The organism is Bifidobacterium sp. LH_558 (genome assembly GCF_056356295.1).
In genome coordinates this window covers 11,329-29,023 of sequence record NZ_JBKETZ010000008.1, presented here as the reverse complement: position 1 = coordinate 29,023, position 17,695 = coordinate 11,329, and the positions used below count along the sequence as shown (strand labels likewise).

The window sequence follows — 17,695 nt, the reverse complement described above, 5'->3', positions numbered from 1 at the left end:
CGGCGCTAGCCGAAAAGGCTGACGCCGCGGCGGGCCATGCAGAAGGCGTTGCCCAGCCACGTATGGCGCGAATTGGGCCACACGGCACCGAGGCGAGGCGCGTTCTGGCTCATCCAAATGCTCGGCACACGGCCGTCGGCCGAACGCGATCCCAGCAGATTGAATCCGTTCTTGACCTCCAGCCAGTCGGGATGCTGGGTGGCGATGGCCAAGCCCTCCTCCAACGTCAGTGGCAGCCGCTCGTCGGAGTCGATGAGTTTGCGCGCCACATCCGGCTCGCGGTTCACATAGCAGGTGCCGGTGTGGGGCTCGACCACCAGATAGAACGGCCCCTCCGGAGGCTCGAATCCGTCCTGCGGCAGGAAGCTGGCGATGTCGCGCGGAGGCATGGTGGTGAAGCCGGCCATGCGGTTGATGGAGGTTCGCGCGATCAACGATTCGGGCGAGACCAGCTCGCGCGTGGGCACCAGAAGGATATTCGATCCCAGATCGGTGTGTTCCAGCGCGTTGATCAGGGGCATGGCGAGGGCTCGGAACGCGGCCTCGCTCATATCCGCCACATCCGGGTAGCCCAACGCCACGATGCGGTCCAACTGCTTGCGCGCTTCTGCTGATGCCTTTGACATGCCTCCAGCTTAACCGCATTCCGCCGACCCCGCAGGCAGGCATGGCCAATGTCAGGCGGAAGCGAATCCGCAGGTACCACCGGAACAGCCGAGATGAGGCTTTTCGGTCGTCGACCGCATACCGGCCGCCGCGCACCCGTCGCTGGTGACGGGCGAATGCTCTTTGCGCACAATATGAGCCATTTTCTGCGACACACCCGCATAGAGAGACTATTGTGGATATAAGAGTTAACAACGGTTACATTACCTGCGTCGGCAACCGACGCAGAGCCTGAGATCTCCGCGACAGCGTTGTGCAGATCATCGGAAAGGAACATAACGATGGCAGCCAGCCCCACCCCCGCATCGGCGTCGACCCACGAGTCGCTCACCCAAACGGAGCTGGCCATGATGTCGCGGCTGGCGACGCTCACGCAACAGCAGCCGGTACCGACCAACCAGCGCAGCCGCTGCGACGAAACGATGGACGCCATCCGCGCCTTCATCCTGCAGGAGCACCTCCAGCCGGGCGATGTTCTACCCACGGAGACGATGCTGTGCGAGAAGATCGGCGCGTCCCGCTCCTCGGTGCGCGAGGCCATCCGCAAGCTCGAGGCGTTGAACATCGTCAAGGTGGAGCATGGCAAGGGCACGTTCGTCGGTTCGCTTTCGCTTGATCCGATGATGGAGACGCTTACGTTCCGCTCGCTGGTGTCGGTGGGCAAGAACTTCTCCGACCTCAACGATGTGGTGCAGATGCGCCGCTTCCTCGACATGGGTTGCGCCGACGAGGTGGTGGCCAGCCTCAAGGGTACCGAGCAGCCCAAATTGGAGCAGCTGGCGCGCGACATGTCGACCAAGGCGGACCAAGGCGAGACCTTCCTGTCCCAGGACATCGAATTCCACATGGGCGTTCTGGACGCGTTGGACAATTCCATCGCCAAACAGCTCGTGCGGGGACTGTGGGTGGTGCATATGGCCGTGCTGCCGCAACTTGGATTACCGATCAGCCATCAGCTCGGCAAAACCGCGGACGCGCACATTCGGATGCTCCATACCGCCATCGCCGGCGATGTGGAGGGCTATCGCCAGGCCGTGATCGACCATTACGAGCCCATCGAGTCGATTCTGAAAACCGAACTGCAGAAGTAACAAGCAAGAAGCAGGAATCAATCGCGCATATCAACACGTGGGGCGGAACCGAAAGAACGGTTCCGCCCCACGTGCGCAATGAATAACGAGAAATGGATCCGTTGTTCGGCGTGTGATCGATCACACGCCGAACAACGGAAGATGTTCAGGCATAGTCTTGCGACTACGCCTCGGTGGAGGCGCTCACCTCTTCGGGAGTGCGCACCGGATCGAGTCCGCATTCCTTGAGCACGGCGGCGATGGCTTCGACGTTCCCGCCCTTGAGCGGCAGCACCGGATCGGGCATCTGGTTCGTGGCGAACACGCCCAGCAGCGCCATGGCGGTTTTGAACGCGCCGACGCCCGCGCCGAATCCGGACACGCCCGAGGTGCTGGTGACGATGCGCATCAGCGCGGCGAGCTTGTCCTGCTCGGCGCGAACGGCGTTCCAGTCGCCCGCCTCGCACGCCTTCCACATGCGCACGTATCCGGTGGCCTCAACATTGGCCAAGCCGGGCACGGAGCCGTCGGCACCGGCCATATAGGCGCCGTCGACGACGACCTCCTGACCGGTGAGCAGCGTGAGCGGGTGGCCGGCCTTGTTGTTGTCGTCCACCAGGAAGCGGAACGCCACGTCGTCGTTCGACGAGTCCTTCACGCCGGCGAGCACGCCGTCGAGTCCCAGACGCACGAGCATGTCGCCCGGTAGTTTGGTGTGCACGCATACGGGGATGTCGTAGGCGAACAGCGGCAGGTCCGGCACGGCCTCGTGGATCAGGCGGAAGTGGCGCTCCACCTCGGCCATGCCGCCGAGCGCGTAGAACGGGGCGGTGGCGACGATCGCGTCGGCGCCGAGCTCCTTGGCGACCTTCGCGTGTTCGATCACGCGGTTGGTTTCGGTGTCGATGCAGCCGACGAGCACGGGCACACGGCCGTCGACGACGCGCAGCACCGTCTCGATGATTTCGCGGCGGCGGGCGTCGGTGCTGAACGCCACCTCGCCGGATGAGCCGAGTGTGAACAGGCCGTCCACGCCCGCGTCGATCATGCGGTTGAGCGAGCGCTCGAAGCTGGCCGCGTCGATGTCGCCGGCGGCGGTGAGCGGGGTTACGACGGGAGGGATCACTCCGCGCAATGGTGTGGTCATAATAGTCATTCCTTCACTGGTTGGTTCGTATGGGTTTGGCTGGGGCCGGGCCGCTCAGGCGACCGGCCGGCATTCCGCGGCGGTGGGGCGCAGCAGCGAAGGCGCGGCGCCGAGCAGCGTCTTCGTGTAGTCGTCCTGCGGATTGGTGAGCACGTCGTGCGCGTTGCCGTGTTCGACGATGGTGCCGTGGTTCATCACGATGATCGTGTCGGAGACGTACCGCACGGTCTGGATGTCATGACTGATGAACACCATGGACAGGCCGAGCGATTTCTTCAGGTCGGCCAGCAGGTTGAGGATCTGCGCGCGCACCGACACGTCCAGGGCCGATGTGGGTTCGTCGGCGATGATCGCGTCCGGGTTGAGCGAGAGCGCGCGGGCGATGGCCACGCGTTGGCGCTGACCGCCGGAGAGCTGCCCGGGCAGCGCGTCGAGCGCGGAGCCCGGCAGGCCCACCATGCGGATCAGCTCGTGGGCGCGCTTGTCGCGTTCCGCCTTGTTGCCGATTTTGTGCACGGCCAGCGGATCGATCAGCTGGTCGATCACGCGCATGCGGGCGTTGAGCGCCGTCGCCGGATCCTGGAACACCACGGACACCACGCGGCCGATCTCCATGCGTTCGTTGGCGGTGCGGTGGGTCACATCGCGCCCCTTGAACATCACGGTGCCGCTGGTGGCCTGCTGCAGACCGCACATGATGTTGGCGGTGGTGGATTTGCCGCAGCCGGACTCGCCCACGATGCCGATGGTTTCGCCGGGCATAAGTCTGAGGTTCACCTTGTTGACCGCGGTAATCCTGTTCTTGTGGAACAGGCCGGAGCCGGCACGGGTGGTGAACACCACCTCCACGTCCTTAAGCTCGATGATGGGGGTTTGCTGGTCGCTCATCGTGCACCTCCTTCGGCGGTTGCGAGCGGCGTCACGTCCGCGTCGGCTGGCAGCGCGGCATAGAAGTGGAAGGTTCCGGGCACCTGCGTCATCACCGGGTGGGTGTTGAGGCCCACGTTCGGATGGCTGGAGCGCGGCGCGAAGCGGTCGCCCTTGGGGAAGTCCTTCGGGCTGGGCACCGTGCCTGGCACTTGGTGCAGTCGGCCCATGCCCGCTTCGATCGAGGTGACCGAGCCGAGCAGGCCGCGGGTGTACTCGTGGCGGGGGTCGGTGAGGATCTCCTTGGTGGAGCCCTGTTCAACGACCTGGCCGGCGTACATCACGGTGATCGAATGCGCCACCTTGGCGACGAGCGCCAGATCATGGCTGACGAACACCATCGCGAAGCCGAGCTTCTCGCGCAGTTCGTTGAGCAGGTCGATGACCTGCTTCTGCACGGTCACGTCGAGCGCCGTGGTCGGCTCGTCGGCGATGATGAGCTTCGGATCGCGGGTCAGGGCCATGGCGATGAGCACGCGCTGGCGCTGGCCGCCCGAGAGTTCGTGCGGATAGGATTCCAGCGTGCGCTTGGGATCGAGACCCACCAGTTCGAGCAGCTCCTCGGCGGTGCGGGTGCCTCCGCGCTTGGTGAGCTGCTTCATCTGCGCCTTGATGAGCATGGAGGGGTTGAGCGAGGAGAGCGCGTCCTGGTAGACCATGGCGATTTCATGGCCGCGCAGGGCGTTGTGCTCCTTGGCGCTCATGCCCACGAGGTTCTTGCCGTCGAAGAGGATTTCGCCGGTGATCTCGGCCTTCGGGTCGAGCAGGCCCATAATGGCCAGCGAGGTGATCGACTTGCCGCAGCCGGATTCGCCGACCAGACCCATCGTCTCGCCGGGACGCACGGAGAAGGACAGGTGGTCCACCACGTTCACGTCGCCGTGGCGCGGGAACTTGATGCACAGGTCCTTGACCTCGATAACCGGCGCCGCATCGGAATACGGGTTCGGCTCGAAACGGTCGGTGCGCTTGAGTTCCGCCTCGCGCAGTTTGGCCAGTGATGCGGCCAGGGAGTCGGCCTGCTCGCGGTAGGCGGCAACCGGATCGGTGAGGATCAGGTCCTCCTTGCGGTCGGCCGCGGCCTGGGTGTCGTCCTTCTCGATCGGAGCGGAGGGTGCCGCCACCATCGCGTCGGTGATGCCTTCGGAGAGGATGTTGAGGCACAGCACGGTGAACATGATCGCCAGACCGGGGAACATCGCCTGCCACCAGTAACCGAAGATGACGCCGGCCTTGGCGGAGGAGAGGATGTTGCCCCAGGTGGGGGTGGGTTCGGGGATGCCTGCGTTGATGAAGCTCAGGGATGCCTCGAACACAATCGCGTCGGCCACGGACAGGGTGGTGAACACCATGACGGGGGCGGCGATGTTGCGCGTGACGTGCTTGAGCAGGATCCAAGGAGCGCGGGCGCCGGAGACGATCACCGCACGCACGTAGTCCTTGCCGTACTCGCTGATGATGTTCGCCCTTACGATGCGGGCGATCTGCGGCACGTAAAGCACGCCGATGGAGATGATGATGCCGATCATCGACTGGCCGAGGATCGAGACGAACACGGCGGCCAGGGCGATGCCCGGCACGGACATCACGATGTCGATAAGACGCATGATGAGTTCGGAGATCCAGGTGCGGGTCACCGCGGCGAGCGCGCCGATCAGCGAGCCGACGATCAGCGCGAAGGCGATCGAAGACAGGCCGATGACCAGCGAGTAGCGAGCGCCGTAAAGCACGCGGGAGAGCACGTCGCGGCCGAGGTTGTCGGTGCCGAACCAGTGCTCGCCGTTGGGCGCCTGGTAGCTCATCGTGATTTCCAGCGGATCATGCGGCGCCAGCACGGACGCGAAGATCGCGCAGAACACCAGCAGCGCGATGACCACGAAGGAGATGCGCGAGCCGATCGTCATTTTGCTGAATCGGTTGAATTTGACGCCCGGTTTGGACGAGGCGTCCACAACTTTGTTTTTGCCGAAAAGCATCGTCACACCGTCCTGATTCTGGGGTTGATGAGCACATAGAGCAGATCAACGATGATGTTGATGATGATGAACGCGAGCGCCACCACCAGCACCACGCCCTGCACCAACATCGGCTGGTTGCCGTTGATGCCGTCGAACATCGCGGTGCCCATGCCGGGCAGCGCGAAGATGACCTCGATGACGATGGCGCCGCCCATGAGGTAACCGATCTTCATACCGAGGGTGGTGACCGGGGTGATGAGCGCGTTGTGGAACACATTGCGCGCCACGACCACGGGCTTGGGAATGCCGGCGCCGATGGCGGTGCGCACGTAGTCCTTGTCGAGCTCCTCGACCATCGAGGTGCGGATGATGCGGGTGAGCTGGCCGGCGACCGGCAGACCGAGCGCGAACGACGGCATCGCCATGCGTTCGAGATAGGCGCCGGGGTTTTGGAAGAATGGCACCAGATCGCCCGATCCTGGCAGCCACGCGAGTTTGATCTGCAGCACGTAGATCAGCAGCACGCCCAGCCAGAACGACGGGGTGGCGATCGCGATGATGGAGACGACGCGGATGGCCTGGTCTACCCAAGTGTCGCGGTAGAGCGCGGCGAGCACGCCGAAGATCACGGCGAAGATGATGGCGATGATCAGACCGATGAAGGTCAGCTGCAGGGTGATGGGGAAGGCGGTGGCCACGCGGGCGGCCACGGAGTCCTTGTTGACGCCGTACACGCCCATGTCTCCATGGAAGAGTCCGACGATGTAGTTCCAGAACTGTTGCCACCAGGGCAGGTCGTAGCCCATGTCGTGGCGGAAGGCGGCGAGCGCTTCGGGAGAGGAGTTCTCACCCAGCGCGGCGACGGCGGGATCGTATTGGGAGAAGGACATCAGGAAGAACACCAGAAGGGTGACTCCGAATGCCATGAATGGTAGGGCTATCAATCGTCTGCCCAGAAGACGCAGCAGGTTGCTCATAACACTCCGATGTTGGAATCGTTCGATGGCGTGGCCGACCCGCCCTCACCGCGTCGTAGGCGATGGTGGCGGGGGCGGGCCGGAGGATGGAGAGTCGGCGGAGCCGGTGGGCTATTCGGCCAGCTTGGCGTTCACCAGGTTGATGCCGGTGGAGCCGATGGCATCCCAGGACGAGAACACGCCCTTCTTGACGGCGGTGGTCGTCATGCGGTGGAACAGCGGGTAGAGCGGCACTTCCTCGCTGAGCAGATCGAAGCACTGGTTCCAGTAGTCCTGGCGTTCGTCGTCGCTGGTGGCGGCGATGGCCTTGTTCATCAGCTCATGCAGCTGCGTGTAGCCTTCGGAATCCTTCCAGAAGGAGCGCTGGTTGGTCCAGGCGTTGTCGCCGTACCACCAGTTCATCAGCAGGTCGGGGTCGTTGCCGAACACGGAGGGATCGCCGGGGGCGAGCACCATGGAGTAGTCGGCGTCGTCCTTGTCGGTGATGGAGGGGTAGAGCGCGGAGGACTTCATGGACTGGATGTCCACGTTGAAGCCGATGGCGGCCAGATCGTTCTTGATCTGCGGTGCCAGCTGGGTGATCCACGAGTGGTCGGTGGTGTAGAGCGTGAAGCTCACCTCGCCGGTGACGCCGGCTTCCTCGAGCAGGGACTTGGCCTTGTCCACATCATGGGTGAACACGTTCTTCGCCTTGTGGTAGTTGGGGAAGTTCTCGGGCAGGAAGCTCGTGGCGGCGGAGGCCTGGCCGCTCATCTGGTTGTTGATGAGCTTTTCGGTGTCGATCGCGTAGAACACGGCCTGGCGCACCTTGGCGTTGTCGAACGGCGCCTTCTTGGTGTTGAACATCAGGAACGGCAGGTTGAAGCCCTGCACCGTCTTGAGTTCGGAGCCGGAGGATTCGAGCGTCTGGAAGGACTGGGCCGGCACGAGTTCCATCACGTCGGTTTTGCCGCCTTGCATGGCGGTGACGCGGGCGGTGTCGTCGACGGTCACGTTCCACACCATATTCTTGGTCTGGGCGGGGGTGTCGCCGTTGTACAGGTCGTTCTTCTCGAACTTGACCTGGCTGTCGGTGATTTCGGTGTACTTCCACGGGCCGGAGCCGATGGGCATGTTCTTGAGGTCCTCGTCGCTCATGGCGGTGGGGACGATTTGGATGAGCGCGAGGCGCTGCTTGAACATGGGGAAGGCCTTGGTGAGCTTGAAGGTCACCTGGTTGGCGCTTTTGGCCTCGACGGAGTCGATGAAGTCGAGCATGGAGATGTACAGGCTGCCTTCGACGGTGGTGCGCTTGAAGGAGCTGACCACATCGTCCGCGGTCACGTCGCTGCCGTCGGAGAATTTCGCGCCTTCGCGCAAGGTCACGACGTATTCCGTGTCGGAGACCTGCTCGGGCTCGCCTTGGGCCAACGCGTTGTGCACGGAGAAGTCGCTGTAGTCGAGCGCGTAAAGCGGCTCGGTGACATGCCAGTTCGCGGCCATCGGCAGCGCTCCGGAGGTGGTGGACGGCGCGAAGTCGCGGCTTGCGTACGCCACTTGGGCGGTGATGGTGTCGGCCACCGCGGTGCCGGTGGAGCCGGCCGCGTCGCCGCCTCCCGCGCCTCCGCCGCATCCGGCCAGGCACAGCAGGCCCGCCACGGTCGCGGCGAACGCCGCCTTGAACTTTCCGTTCCTTCTAATCATGGTGTGATCTCCTCGTCGTTGAGTAAAACATGGTCCTGAGTGTCACACGGTGATGAGCAACGCGTTCATAACCCGTCAGGCCCGGTTTAATCATAAGATGTCTGATGTCTGATTTCAAATTTGTCTAAGCACCCGCGCGTGTCTCACCGCATCCGCCTTGGCGGCAGATGTCGTCAGGACGGATGCGGCCCGTCGTTTCAGCCGAGTTTGTCTGCGAACCAACGCGTGATGGTCGTCGGATGGGTGATCGCGGTGCCGACCACGGCCGCCCATGCGCCCATCGCCATCACCTGCGCCAGATGGTCGGGGGTGTGGATGCGCCCTTCGCACAGCACTGGAACGTCAGGGAACGTCTCGATCATCTGCTTCAGCAGTTCGAAATCCGGTCCGTCGGTTTTCTCCCGCTCGCCCGTGTATCCGGAGAGTGTGGTGGAGATGATGTCGGTGCCGGCCTCGACCGCCTGCTCGGCGTCGGCGAAGCTGCCGCAGTCGGCCATCACCACAATGCCCTCGTCATGCAGCGCACGCACGGTTTCGGCGTAGCTCAGTCCGTCGGGCCGGGGGCGGCGCGTGGCGTCGATGGCCATGATATCCGCGCCTGCGGCCGCGCAGCAGCGCGCATGCCGCAGCGTCGGCGTGATGAACACGCCCTCATGCCCGTCCTTCCAAATGCCGATCACCGGCACCTCGACCTGCCCCTTGATGGCTTGGATATCCGCTAGCCCTTGGCAGCGGATGCCCACGGCACCGCCCTCCACGGCCGCCATAGCCATCTGTGCCATCGTTTCCGGATGGCGCAACGGCTCGCCCGGATAGGCTTGGCAGCTGACCACCAGCCCTCCGCGGATCTGTTCGATTGCAGGATACATACCTGCCCCTTTCTGGTTGTGTTGTGTTCTTACGATTGAAAAAACGACCGGCTCACTCGCCGCGAAGCGCTTCGCTTGCGGCGTGGGCGGCGCCGATCAGGGGCGCGGCGCCGCCGAGTTCGCCCTCGACCAACGGCGTCGCCCGCACCAGTTCCAGCGCGGCGTCCATGAATCCCGCGCGCAGCGCGTCCCACCACACGGCCCCCGCCTGCACCACGGACCCTGACAGCACGATGACGTGAGGGTCGAGCAGGTTGGCCATGCCGGCCACGCATTCGCCGAGGGCTCTGGCGCTGTTCTCCAACGTCCGCCTGGCGTAGTCCTCGCCTCGCAGGGCACGGTCGCACACCTCGCGCCCGTCCGCCGCCTCGGGCACCTTATCGGGGCGGTTGTGGTTGTAGAGCGTGGCCAGGCCGCTACCGGAGGCCACCGGCTCGATATGGCCGCTGGTCGTGCCACATGAGCATAGGAATCCTTCGCCCAGACCGGCGGCGACATGGCCCGCGTGACCGGCGACGCCGTGCGCGCCCGTGACCAGCCGCCCGTCGACGATGTACGCGCCGCCGATGCCGGTGCCGATGCCAAGCGACAGGACGGTCGCGTACCCGCGTCCAGCCCCGTAGATCGCCTCCCCCAGGCCATGCGCGCCCACATCTCCCACCATCGCCACCGGCAGATCGGTGACGGCGGCGAAGGCTTCGGTGATGCGCTGGCCCTTCCAGCCGGGCAGGATGTCGGTGGCGGCGGCGATCACGCCATGCTCGGAGTCGACCACTCCCGCCGCGGCGATGCCGATGCCGTCGATACGGCGGCCTTCGTCCGCGCATTCGCGCAAGCGTTGTTCGGCGAATTCCACCAGCCTGCGGCGGATCTCATCGCCACCCGACCGCGCTTCGGTGGGGATTTCGCAACGGTCGTCCACTTGCGGGGGCATGCCGCCCGCCGCAGGGAGTGTGACGACTCCCGAGGCGATTTTCGTGCCTCCGATATCGAATGTCAGATAGGTGCCCGGCATATTGGGATATTCCTTTCTTTGGGCATTTCGCCATGATCGGGATAGGTGAATGGTTGGGATTGGCGAGATGGGTTGGCTGAACGGACGGACGAGCTGAGCGGACGGGTTGCCGCATAACTGCATTCCTGCGGCACGTCCGAGACCCAGGCCAGTCGTCGAGGCCTGGGTCAGGCGGTTGCGGCTTGGTGGATGTGTTCGAGGAAGTCGAGTCGTTCGGCAAGCGCGCTGGATGCGGGCACACAGACCTTGGTGCCGAGATAGGCCAGTTCGCTCGCCTCTCGGGCGGCGTCGGCGCAGGTGCGCACCGCGGCGGCGTCCATCAGCGACGTGGGTTCGTCGGGGTTCATCGGCAGATGGCCGTCGATCCATCCGTATCCGTATTGCGTTTCGGCGGGTCCCGCGCCCGAGAACATCACGCCCGCGAGCACGCCCGCTTGGGCGGCCGCGCGGATATGGTCGAGCGCCACGCTCGGATCGCGACCCTCCACCACGCTGCGCCCCCAGTTCACGGTGATGCCGATACCGGCATCACGGGCCAGCGCGATCTCATCCTCGATGGGAAGGAATCCCTTTTCGGGAGATTGTCCTTCGATATACCGGTCGCAATGTTCAATCACCAGCTTCGCGCCGCACCAATCCCAGCGCAGCAGTTCCTCCAGCGAGGCCGCCATCGCGTCGCGGTCGGCCGTGCGGGTCGGCGCGGTGTGGATCTCCACATGGCTCACGTCCCAGCTCCCCCGGCAGTCGTTGAAGTCGGCGAGGGCGTCGCGCAACGCGGCGAGGAAGCGCAGTGCGGATTGGCGCCCGCCCTCGTCCGCGCTGGCGAGGCCGAAGGTGGGGTCGGCGCCGATGGAACGCATGGTGCCAGGAATGGCCGTGATGGTGTTGCCATGCCAGTGGGCGGGCACATGTGCGGCGAGCCAGGCGCGGGATTCGGCATCGGCGAGGTCGCCCGGGTACGGCAGTTCGGTGCCGGCGATCCAGTCCTGGCCGCCAAGCAGGGCGTAATACGCCTCCTGGTCGGCTTTCTCAGGCGGCAGCGACGCATAGGCACCTACAACGAATGGGACTGACGGCATAGTTCCTCCTTGAACACCAAATCACAACATCGCCATCATCTCATATCAGACATCTGATGTCTAATCGACACACAAACAAAGAGGCCTCCGCTCAACAAAATGAGCGGAGGCCTCAATAACGTCTGTCGCGATCAGGCGAGCTGATCCGCACTGTGCCGTCCGTCGGCAATCAGGCAAGCTGATCTGCGAAGTGCTTCTTGGCGACGAGTTCGGCGAGCTCCACGGCGTTGAGGGCGGCGCCCTTGCGCAGGTTGTCGTTGGTCACGAAGAACGCGAGCCCCTTCTTGCCGTCCACGGCCTGATCCTGGCGGATGCGGCCCACAAAGCTCGGGGTCTTGCCGGCGGCCAGTTGGGCGGTGGGGATATCCACCAGCTCCACGGCCGGGGCGTCGGCGAGCACCTCGCGCGCCTGATCCGGGGTCACATCACGCTCGAATTCGGCGTTCACGCTCATGCCGTGCGAGGTGAACACGCCCACACGCACGCAGGTGCAGGAGGCCTTGAGCTCCGGCAGGTGCAGAATCTTGCGGCTTTCGTTGCGCAGCTTCTGCTCCTCGTCGGTTTCCTCACTGCCGTCGTCCACGATGTCGCCGATCATCGGCACTTCGTTGAAGGCGATGGTACGCACGATTTTGGAGGGCTCGGGGAATTCGACGGCGTCGCCGCCGAACACAAGCTTGTCGGCGCCCTGCTCGATGGCGGCCTTCGCCTCGTTCATCAGCTGCTCGACGCCCGCGCGGCCCGCGCCGGACACGGCCTGATAGGAGCTGACGATGAGTCGCTTCAGGCCGAACGCGTCGGCGAGCGGCTTCATCACCGGCATAATGGCCATAGTGGTGCAGTTCGGGTTGGCGATGATGCGGTCCGGCACATCGTCCAAATCGTCCGGGTTCACTTCGGCGACCACCAGCGGCACGTTGTCATGCATGCGCCACTGCGAGGAGTTGTCGATCACATACGCCCCGGCTTCGGCGAATTTCGGCGCCCACTGCTTCGAGGTGCCGCCACCCGCGGAGAAGATGGCGATGTCGATGCCGCTCAGATCGGCGGTCGCCACATCCTCGACGACCACATCGTGGCCACGCCAGGAGATCGTCTGTCCGGCGGAGCGCGCCGAGGCGAGGAAACGCAGGTCCTTGACGGGGAAGTCGCGCTCGTCGAGCACGCAGCGCATCACCATGCCCACCTGTCCGGTGGCGCCCAGAACGGCGACGTTCACGCCCTTATCGTTGATCTGTACCATGATTCAAGTCCTTTCTCAGCGGCCGGTTCCGCCGTAGATCACGGCCTCCACCTGCGCGGCGTCCAAACCGTACGCGGTATGCAGCGCCCTGACGGCGTCGTTCAGCTCCTCGAGGGGAACCAGCGCGGCGATGCGGATCTCCGAGGTGGAGATCATCAGCACGTTGATGCCATGCTCGCTGAGCGCGGTGAAGAACTTCGCGGCCAGGCCGGAATGCGTCTTCATGCCGACGCCAACCACGGCCACCTTGCCCACGTTGGTGTCCACGTCGAATTCCTTGTAGCCCAGCTCCTCATGCTTCTCCAGCAGCGCGTCCTGCACCTGGCGCACGCAGGATTCGGGCACGGTGAACGAGATGTCCGCGGTGCCCGCGGAGGAACCGGCCTGCACGATCATGTCCACATTGATGCCGGCCGTGGCCAGCTCGGTGAACACCTTCGCCGCCATGCCGGGCTCGTTTGGCACGCCGCGCACGGTGGCCAGCGCCTCGCTGTTGTCGTGCGCCACACCGGAGATGACCGGCGCCTCGGGGCCCAGATCGGGGAACAGATCGCCCATGGATTCTTGTGTTTCGCTCATGATGCTGCTTTCGGTCGGAGATTGGCGGGGGTTATCTGAAGTTATCAAGTCGTTAGTCGAGATTCGGCAGGGTGCGCGGGTCGACCTCGTCAGGCACGATCAGCGTGCCGGGGCGGTGCGAGAAGGAGGAGCGCACATGCAGCGGCATGTTGAAACGCTGCGCGTATTCGACGCATCGCAGGGCCAGCACCTTGGATCCGCAGGACGCCATTTCGAGAATCGCGTCGTAGCCGATGGAGGGGATGCGGCGGGCGGTGGGCACGATGCGCGGATCGGCGGTGAACACGCCGTCCACGTCGGTGTAGATCTCGCACACGTCCGCGCCCAGCGCCACGGCGAGCGCGACGGCGGAGGTGTCGGAGCCGCCGCGTCCGAGCGTGGTGGCGTCGCCCTTCGCGTTGATGCCTTGGAAGCCGGCCACGATGGCCACCGCGCCGCTTTCGAGCGCGGTTTTGACACGGTCGGGCTTGACGGCCTTGATATGGGCCGCGCCATAACGCGCGTCGGTGAAGAAGCCAGCCTGCTGCCCGGTGAAGGAGTGGGCGCGTTCGCCTTCGGCGTGGATGGCCATGGCGAGCAGACTCATGGAGATGCGTTCGCCGGCGGTCATCAGCATGTCCATCTCGCGCTCGGGCGGATTGGAGTCGATGCTGAGCGCCTGGTCGATGAGGTCGTCGGTGGTGTCGCCCATGGCGGAGACCACCACGGCCACGGAGTTGCCCTTCTTCTTGGTCTCGACCACACGGCGCGCCACACGCTTGATGGATTCCGCATCAGCCACGGAGGAGCCGCCGTACTTCTGTACGATGAGAGCCACTGGAGGTCCTATCTTCTCGAAGGTTTTCGCCTGCCGACAATTCTACGCAAGCGGCACGATTATAAAGATTGCCGCCATTGGCTGGGCGAATGCTGCCCACAATCCGAAACACTTCCCCTTTATGCGTCGTGGCGGCCGGTGAGGGCGCGGCCGAGCGTGATTTCGTCGGCGTATTCGAGGTCGCTGCCCATGGGCAGACCGCTGGCCAGGCGCGTGACCTTCAGGCCAAGCGGCCCGAGCAGACGGCTCAGATACGTGGTGGTGGCCTCGCCTTCGATATTCGGGTCGAGCGCGAGGATCACCTCCTTCACGTCGTCGCCGTTCAGTCGGCCGAGCAGTTGGGGGATTTTCAGATCGTTCGGCCCGACGTTGGCCATCGGGTTGATCGCTCCTCCGAGCACATGGTAGAGGCCGCGGTATTCGCGCGTGCGTTCGATGCTCATCACATCCTTGGGCTCCTCGACCACGCAGATCAGGGAGCGGTCGCGACGCGGGTCCGCGCAGATCGGGCACGGGCTGGCCTCGCACACGTTGCCGCAGACGTCGCAGAACCGCACCTTCGCTTTGACTTCGACGATGGCGTCGGCCAAGTCGGCGGCCTCCTGCTCGTCGGCCGACAGCAGATGGAAGGCGATGCGCTGCGCGCCTTTCGGACCGATGCCGGGCAAGCGCCCGAACGCGTCGATCAGTCGCTGAATCGCGCCGTCATACGCCAATGCCATGCCATATCCTTTCCTAGTTTTCGCGGGGTTCGTTTGCCTCCGATGAGGCTATCCGTCCGACATACGTGCCGTCGGCCGTCGCCCATCGGCCGTTGCCTATCAGTCGCCGGCGCGCTTTTTGTTGTGTTGCGCGTTGCGGGGATTGTTCGGGTCGTCGGCGGCGAATTCCTCGACTTTCTTCACTTCGAACAGTTTGCGTAGGTCGTCCATGCTCATCGCCGTGGCCTCGCCCAGCGATTCGTCGTTCATCGAATACTCGTCATCTTCGGCGGCGACCTGCGGCTGGGGCCGTTCGTCCGATTGCGCGAACGCCATGGACTGCGGAGCATTCCATGGATCGTCGGCTTGCGCCGCGGCGGCGTGCGGCCCGGCGTCCCGGGGCTGCTGATGTTGGGCGAAGCCCGTGCGCTGCATGCCTGGCCCGCCATACGCCGGGTCGCCACCAGCCGGGTCACCATCTATATCCGAGGGGAGCGGCTCGCTGGGTGGAGGCACGGCCAGCCATGGATCTTCGGCGTCAGTGGGATCGGGGACCGCCACGTTGGCATGGTGGTTCGACTCCCCCTGCGCGGATGGTTTCACAGGCTGTTTCACACTTTGGGGAGCGCCCCAGCCGTCCGGTTCGGCATCATCCTGTGAAACAGGTTGTGAAACATCGCCTGCCGTGGTGGCCGATTGCGTAGGCTGCGCCCACGGGTCATCGTTTGGTGTGGATGGCGTTGGTCGCGTCGCGCTTGGCACAGGCTGCGCCCATGGATCATCATCCAAGGAAGCGGTCTGCGTGGCCGGCGCGGGTTGCGCCCACGGGTCCTCGTCGGTCGACGGGCCTCGATGAACTTCGTCATCATCGGCGGCCGAGTCGCCGGCGGATTGTTCCGTCGAAGCAGTCTGAGCATCGGCGCCGAGCGTTCTACCCGCCACTTCACCGGATTGCTGTGCCAGCGCGGAGGCCGCGCCTAGATTCGCCTGCAGCAGCCGGGCTTTGATTTTCCGCTGCTCCTCGGGCGGCAGTTTGCTCAACGGCGGTGCGATCTCGTTGTTCGCCATCTTCTTGGTGGGGGCGAGCGCCACGTCGGGGCCGAATACCTTACGCACTTCGGCGCGAAGAATATCCTGGACTTTGGCTGATCCCTCCACCGGTTCGGAGGCCATGCCCATCGCGAACGCGTATTTGCTCAGCGGCACATCGAATTTGATCCACAGCTGCATACGCCCATTGGTGGGATTCGGCGCAAGCTGCACGCGCGGCACCTTGGTGCGATCCACATAAGCGCGCACGTCCTCGGGCAGCCCCGCCACCAGCGCGTCCCATTTCTCGTCCGGCGTGCGCGAATCCGACGTCTGGGAGTCTTGCGCGATGCCATCGTTCGGCTTCGACGCTTCCGAATCGGGCGCACCGGCCTGTTCCGTCTTGTTCTCTTCAGCGGCAAAGCCGTAGCTATCACTGGAATTCTGCGGTTTTGATGATTGGCCGGATTGAGCGAAACCGTCGGCGTGCTCAGTCTGATCACCGCGGGATTCCTTCTCGTTGTGCGAGGGGGTTTCGTCGGAAGGTGCGGAAACGCTGTTCCCGCGACCAGCAAAACCACCGCCGTTGCCGACGAAGCCTGAGCGCTCAGCAGGTTGGGCCTGTTGCGTGGCACCGGCGAAACGAGCGCCGGAGGTCGTGGCTCCCGGAACACCTGCATTACCGCCTGCATTGCTGCCGCCGGCATTGACCGCATCGCCGGCGATGCCGGCCGGCATTCCCGATGACGTGGATTGCGGGGTCAGCGCGCCTTCGCGCGTGGCGAGCAGACGCGCCGCAAGCAGTTCGAGACGCATGCGCGGTGATATCGCGCCGGTCATCGAGCCGAGGGTGGTGTTGATGGTGTCCGCCATCACGGTGAGGGCCGCCAATCCCAAGGCCTGGGCTTGGCGGTGCAGGTCGTCCATATTCTCGCCTTCGGCGGAGTCGGACAGCACGGATTCGGCCCGTTCCCCGGCCAGGGTGAGCACCAGCAGGTCGCGCACGCGCGCGAGCAGATCCTCCACGAAGCGGCGAGGATCGAAACCGCCGACCACAACGCTTTGAATCACGCCGTACAGTGCCTCGCCGTTGCGGTCGATCACCGCGTCCACGGCCTCGCCGATCAGGCTTTCGGGTGTGAAGCCCAGCAACGCGACGGAGGCGTCGTGGGTGATCACGCCATCGACGGCGCCGACCATCAGCTGATCGAGCACGCTCAACGTGTCTCGCATGGAGCCGCCGCCGGCACGCATGGCGAGTTTGAGCACGCCCGGTTCGGCCGAGATGCCTTCCTTCTCGCAGATCTGCTCGAGGTACGGCCCCATCACTTCGGTGGGCACCAGGCGGAACGGATAATGGTGGGTGCGCGAGCGGATGGTGCCGATCACTTTGTCTGGTTCCGTGGTGGCAAAGATGAACATCACATGCTCGGGCGGCTCCTCGACGATTTTCAGCAGCGCGTTGAAGCCCTGCTGCGTAACCATGTGCGCCTCATCGAGGATGAAAATCTTGTAGCGGTCACGGGCGGGGGCGAATCCGGCGCGTTCGCGCAGTTCACGCGCATCGTCCACGCCGTTGTGGCTGGCCGCGTCGATCTCCACCACGTCGATGGATCCGGGGCCGCCGGTGGCGAGGTCCTTGCAGCTTTCGCATTCGCCGCACGGATGCGAGGTGGGGCCCTGCGCGCAGTTGACGCAGCGGGCGAGGATGCGCGCGAAGCTGGTTTTGCCGCAGCCGCGCGGACCGGAGAACAGATAGGCGTGGGTGAGCTTGCCTTCGTCGAGGGCGCGCATCAGGGGAACGGTCACCTGATCCTGCCCGATCACCCCTTCGAACGCGTCGGGACGATACCGTCGATACAACGCCAAAGCCATCTGAACCACACTCATTTCATTCGCCGTTGCGGCCTACCCGGCCACGAGCCTGCTTCGTCC

15 protein-coding genes are annotated in these 17,695 nt (G+C 64.5%); 1 reads left to right on the top strand and 14 read right to left on the bottom strand.

Translation table 11 applies throughout. The annotated features are described in order from the left end of the window. Positions 1-5 precede the first annotated feature (5 nt). Positions 6-626 carry a DUF5701 family protein gene (locus tag AC1AV0_RS09965; RefSeq protein WP_476573587.1) on the bottom strand — a complete coding sequence of 207 codons (621 nt, stop codon included), beginning with the start codon at positions 624-626 and terminating at the stop codon, positions 6-8. A gap of 387 nt (positions 627-1,013) precedes the next feature. On the opposite strand from AC1AV0_RS09965, the gene AC1AV0_RS09960 reads away from it, so the two are divergent. Further along, the gene (locus tag AC1AV0_RS09960; protein ID WP_476573728.1) at positions 1,014-1,757 is read left to right on the top strand and encodes a FadR/GntR family transcriptional regulator; all 744 of its coding nucleotides are present in this window, start codon (positions 1,014-1,016) and stop codon (positions 1,755-1,757) included. A 163-nt stretch (positions 1,758-1,920) separates the two neighbouring features. Here AC1AV0_RS09960 and AC1AV0_RS09955 read toward each other — a convergent pair whose 3' ends face one another. From AC1AV0_RS09955 to dnaX, 13 genes are all read right to left on the bottom strand, one after another. Beyond that, positions 1,921-2,883 carry a dihydrodipicolinate synthase family protein gene (locus tag AC1AV0_RS09955; protein ID WP_476573585.1) on the bottom strand — a complete coding sequence of 321 codons (963 nt, stop codon included), beginning with the start codon at positions 2,881-2,883 and terminating at the stop codon, positions 1,921-1,923. A gap of 54 nt (positions 2,884-2,937) precedes the next feature. Then, on the bottom strand, positions 2,938-3,771 hold the full coding sequence (locus AC1AV0_RS09950; protein WP_476573583.1) for an ABC transporter ATP-binding protein: 834 nt from the start codon (positions 3,769-3,771) through the stop codon (positions 2,938-2,940). Next, the gene (locus AC1AV0_RS09945) at positions 3,768-5,786 is read right to left on the bottom strand and encodes a dipeptide/oligopeptide/nickel ABC transporter permease/ATP-binding protein (protein WP_476573581.1); all 2,019 of its coding nucleotides are present in this window, start codon (positions 5,784-5,786) and stop codon (positions 3,768-3,770) included. The genes AC1AV0_RS09950 and AC1AV0_RS09945 overlap by 4 nt, the downstream gene beginning before the upstream one ends. Positions 5,787-5,788: 2 nt before the next feature. After that, complete coding sequence (locus AC1AV0_RS09940; RefSeq protein ID WP_476573579.1) at positions 5,789-6,745, bottom strand: ABC transporter permease; 957 nt, start codon at positions 6,743-6,745, stop codon at positions 5,789-5,791. A 111-nt stretch (positions 6,746-6,856) separates the two neighbouring features. Then, positions 6,857-8,428 carry an ABC transporter substrate-binding protein gene (locus AC1AV0_RS09935; protein ID WP_476573577.1) on the bottom strand — a complete coding sequence of 524 codons (1,572 nt, stop codon included), beginning with the start codon at positions 8,426-8,428 and terminating at the stop codon, positions 6,857-6,859. A 197-nt stretch (positions 8,429-8,625) separates the two neighbouring features. Then, entirely contained in the window at positions 8,626-9,297 is a 672-nt protein-coding gene (locus tag AC1AV0_RS09930) for an N-acetylmannosamine-6-phosphate 2-epimerase (protein WP_476573575.1), read from the bottom strand. 52 nt (positions 9,298-9,349) lie between these two features. Further along, positions 9,350-10,312 carry an ROK family protein gene (locus AC1AV0_RS09925; protein WP_476573573.1) on the bottom strand — a complete coding sequence of 321 codons (963 nt, stop codon included), beginning with the start codon at positions 10,310-10,312 and terminating at the stop codon, positions 9,350-9,352. 167 nt (positions 10,313-10,479) lie between these two features. Then, the gene (locus AC1AV0_RS09920) at positions 10,480-11,391 is read right to left on the bottom strand and encodes a DUF4862 family protein (protein ID WP_476573571.1); all 912 of its coding nucleotides are present in this window, start codon (positions 11,389-11,391) and stop codon (positions 10,480-10,482) included. A 169-nt stretch (positions 11,392-11,560) separates the two neighbouring features. Beyond that, entirely contained in the window at positions 11,561-12,634 is a 1,074-nt protein-coding gene (locus AC1AV0_RS09915) for an aspartate-semialdehyde dehydrogenase (RefSeq protein WP_476573569.1), read from the bottom strand. A gap of 15 nt (positions 12,635-12,649) precedes the next feature. Next, entirely contained in the window at positions 12,650-13,213 is a 564-nt protein-coding gene (locus AC1AV0_RS09910) for an ACT domain-containing protein (protein ID WP_476573567.1), read from the bottom strand. 52 nt (positions 13,214-13,265) lie between these two features. Beyond that, on the bottom strand, positions 13,266-14,030 hold the full coding sequence (locus AC1AV0_RS09905; RefSeq protein WP_476573565.1) for an aspartate kinase: 765 nt from the start codon (positions 14,028-14,030) through the stop codon (positions 13,266-13,268). Positions 14,031-14,149: 119 nt separating this feature from the next. Beyond that, positions 14,150-14,752 carry a recombination mediator RecR gene (gene recR, locus AC1AV0_RS09900; RefSeq protein WP_476573563.1) on the bottom strand — a complete coding sequence of 201 codons (603 nt, stop codon included), beginning with the start codon at positions 14,750-14,752 and terminating at the stop codon, positions 14,150-14,152. Positions 14,753-14,851: 99 nt separating this feature from the next. Continuing rightward, positions 14,852-17,635, bottom strand: a complete 2,784-nt coding sequence (gene dnaX / locus AC1AV0_RS09895) for a DNA polymerase III subunit gamma/tau (RefSeq protein ID WP_476573726.1) — start codon at positions 17,633-17,635, stop codon at positions 14,852-14,854. Positions 17,636-17,695 lie beyond the last annotated feature (60 nt).

What these genes read in the sequence shown, in the direction of transcription:
- AC1AV0_RS09965 (WP_476573587.1), bottom strand. Translation starts at nt 626, where the DNA reads ATGTCAAAGGCATCAGCAGAAGCGCGCAAGCAGTTGGACCGCATCGTG.
- AC1AV0_RS09960 (WP_476573728.1), top strand. Translation starts at nt 1,014, where the DNA reads ATGATGTCGCGGCTGGCGACGCTCACGCAACAGCAGCCGGTACCGACC.
- AC1AV0_RS09955 (WP_476573585.1), bottom strand. Translation starts at nt 2,883, where the DNA reads ATGACCACACCATTGCGCGGAGTGATCCCTCCCGTCGTAACCCCGCTC.
- AC1AV0_RS09950 (WP_476573583.1), bottom strand. Translation starts at nt 3,771, where the DNA reads ATGAGCGACCAGCAAACCCCCATCATCGAGCTTAAGGACGTGGAGGTG.
- AC1AV0_RS09945 (WP_476573581.1), bottom strand. Translation starts at nt 5,786, where the DNA reads ATGCTTTTCGGCAAAAACAAAGTTGTGGACGCCTCGTCCAAACCGGGC.
- AC1AV0_RS09940 (WP_476573579.1), bottom strand. Translation starts at nt 6,745, where the DNA reads ATGAGCAACCTGCTGCGTCTTCTGGGCAGACGATTGATAGCCCTACCA.
- AC1AV0_RS09935 (WP_476573577.1), bottom strand. Translation starts at nt 8,428, where the DNA reads ATGATTAGAAGGAACGGAAAGTTCAAGGCGGCGTTCGCCGCGACCGTG.
- AC1AV0_RS09930 (WP_476573575.1), bottom strand. Translation starts at nt 9,297, where the DNA reads ATGTATCCTGCAATCGAACAGATCCGCGGAGGGCTGGTGGTCAGCTGC.
- AC1AV0_RS09925 (WP_476573573.1), bottom strand. Translation starts at nt 10,312, where the DNA reads ATGCCGGGCACCTATCTGACATTCGATATCGGAGGCACGAAAATCGCC.
- AC1AV0_RS09920 (WP_476573571.1), bottom strand. Translation starts at nt 11,391, where the DNA reads ATGCCGTCAGTCCCATTCGTTGTAGGTGCCTATGCGTCGCTGCCGCCT.
- AC1AV0_RS09915 (WP_476573569.1), bottom strand. Translation starts at nt 12,634, where the DNA reads ATGGTACAGATCAACGATAAGGGCGTGAACGTCGCCGTTCTGGGCGCC.
- AC1AV0_RS09910 (WP_476573567.1), bottom strand. Translation starts at nt 13,213, where the DNA reads ATGAGCGAAACACAAGAATCCATGGGCGATCTGTTCCCCGATCTGGGC.
- recR (WP_476573563.1), bottom strand. Translation starts at nt 14,752, where the DNA reads ATGGCATTGGCGTATGACGGCGCGATTCAGCGACTGATCGACGCGTTC.
- dnaX (WP_476573726.1), bottom strand. Translation starts at nt 17,635, where the DNA reads ATGGCTTTGGCGTTGTATCGACGGTATCGTCCCGACGCGTTCGAAGGG.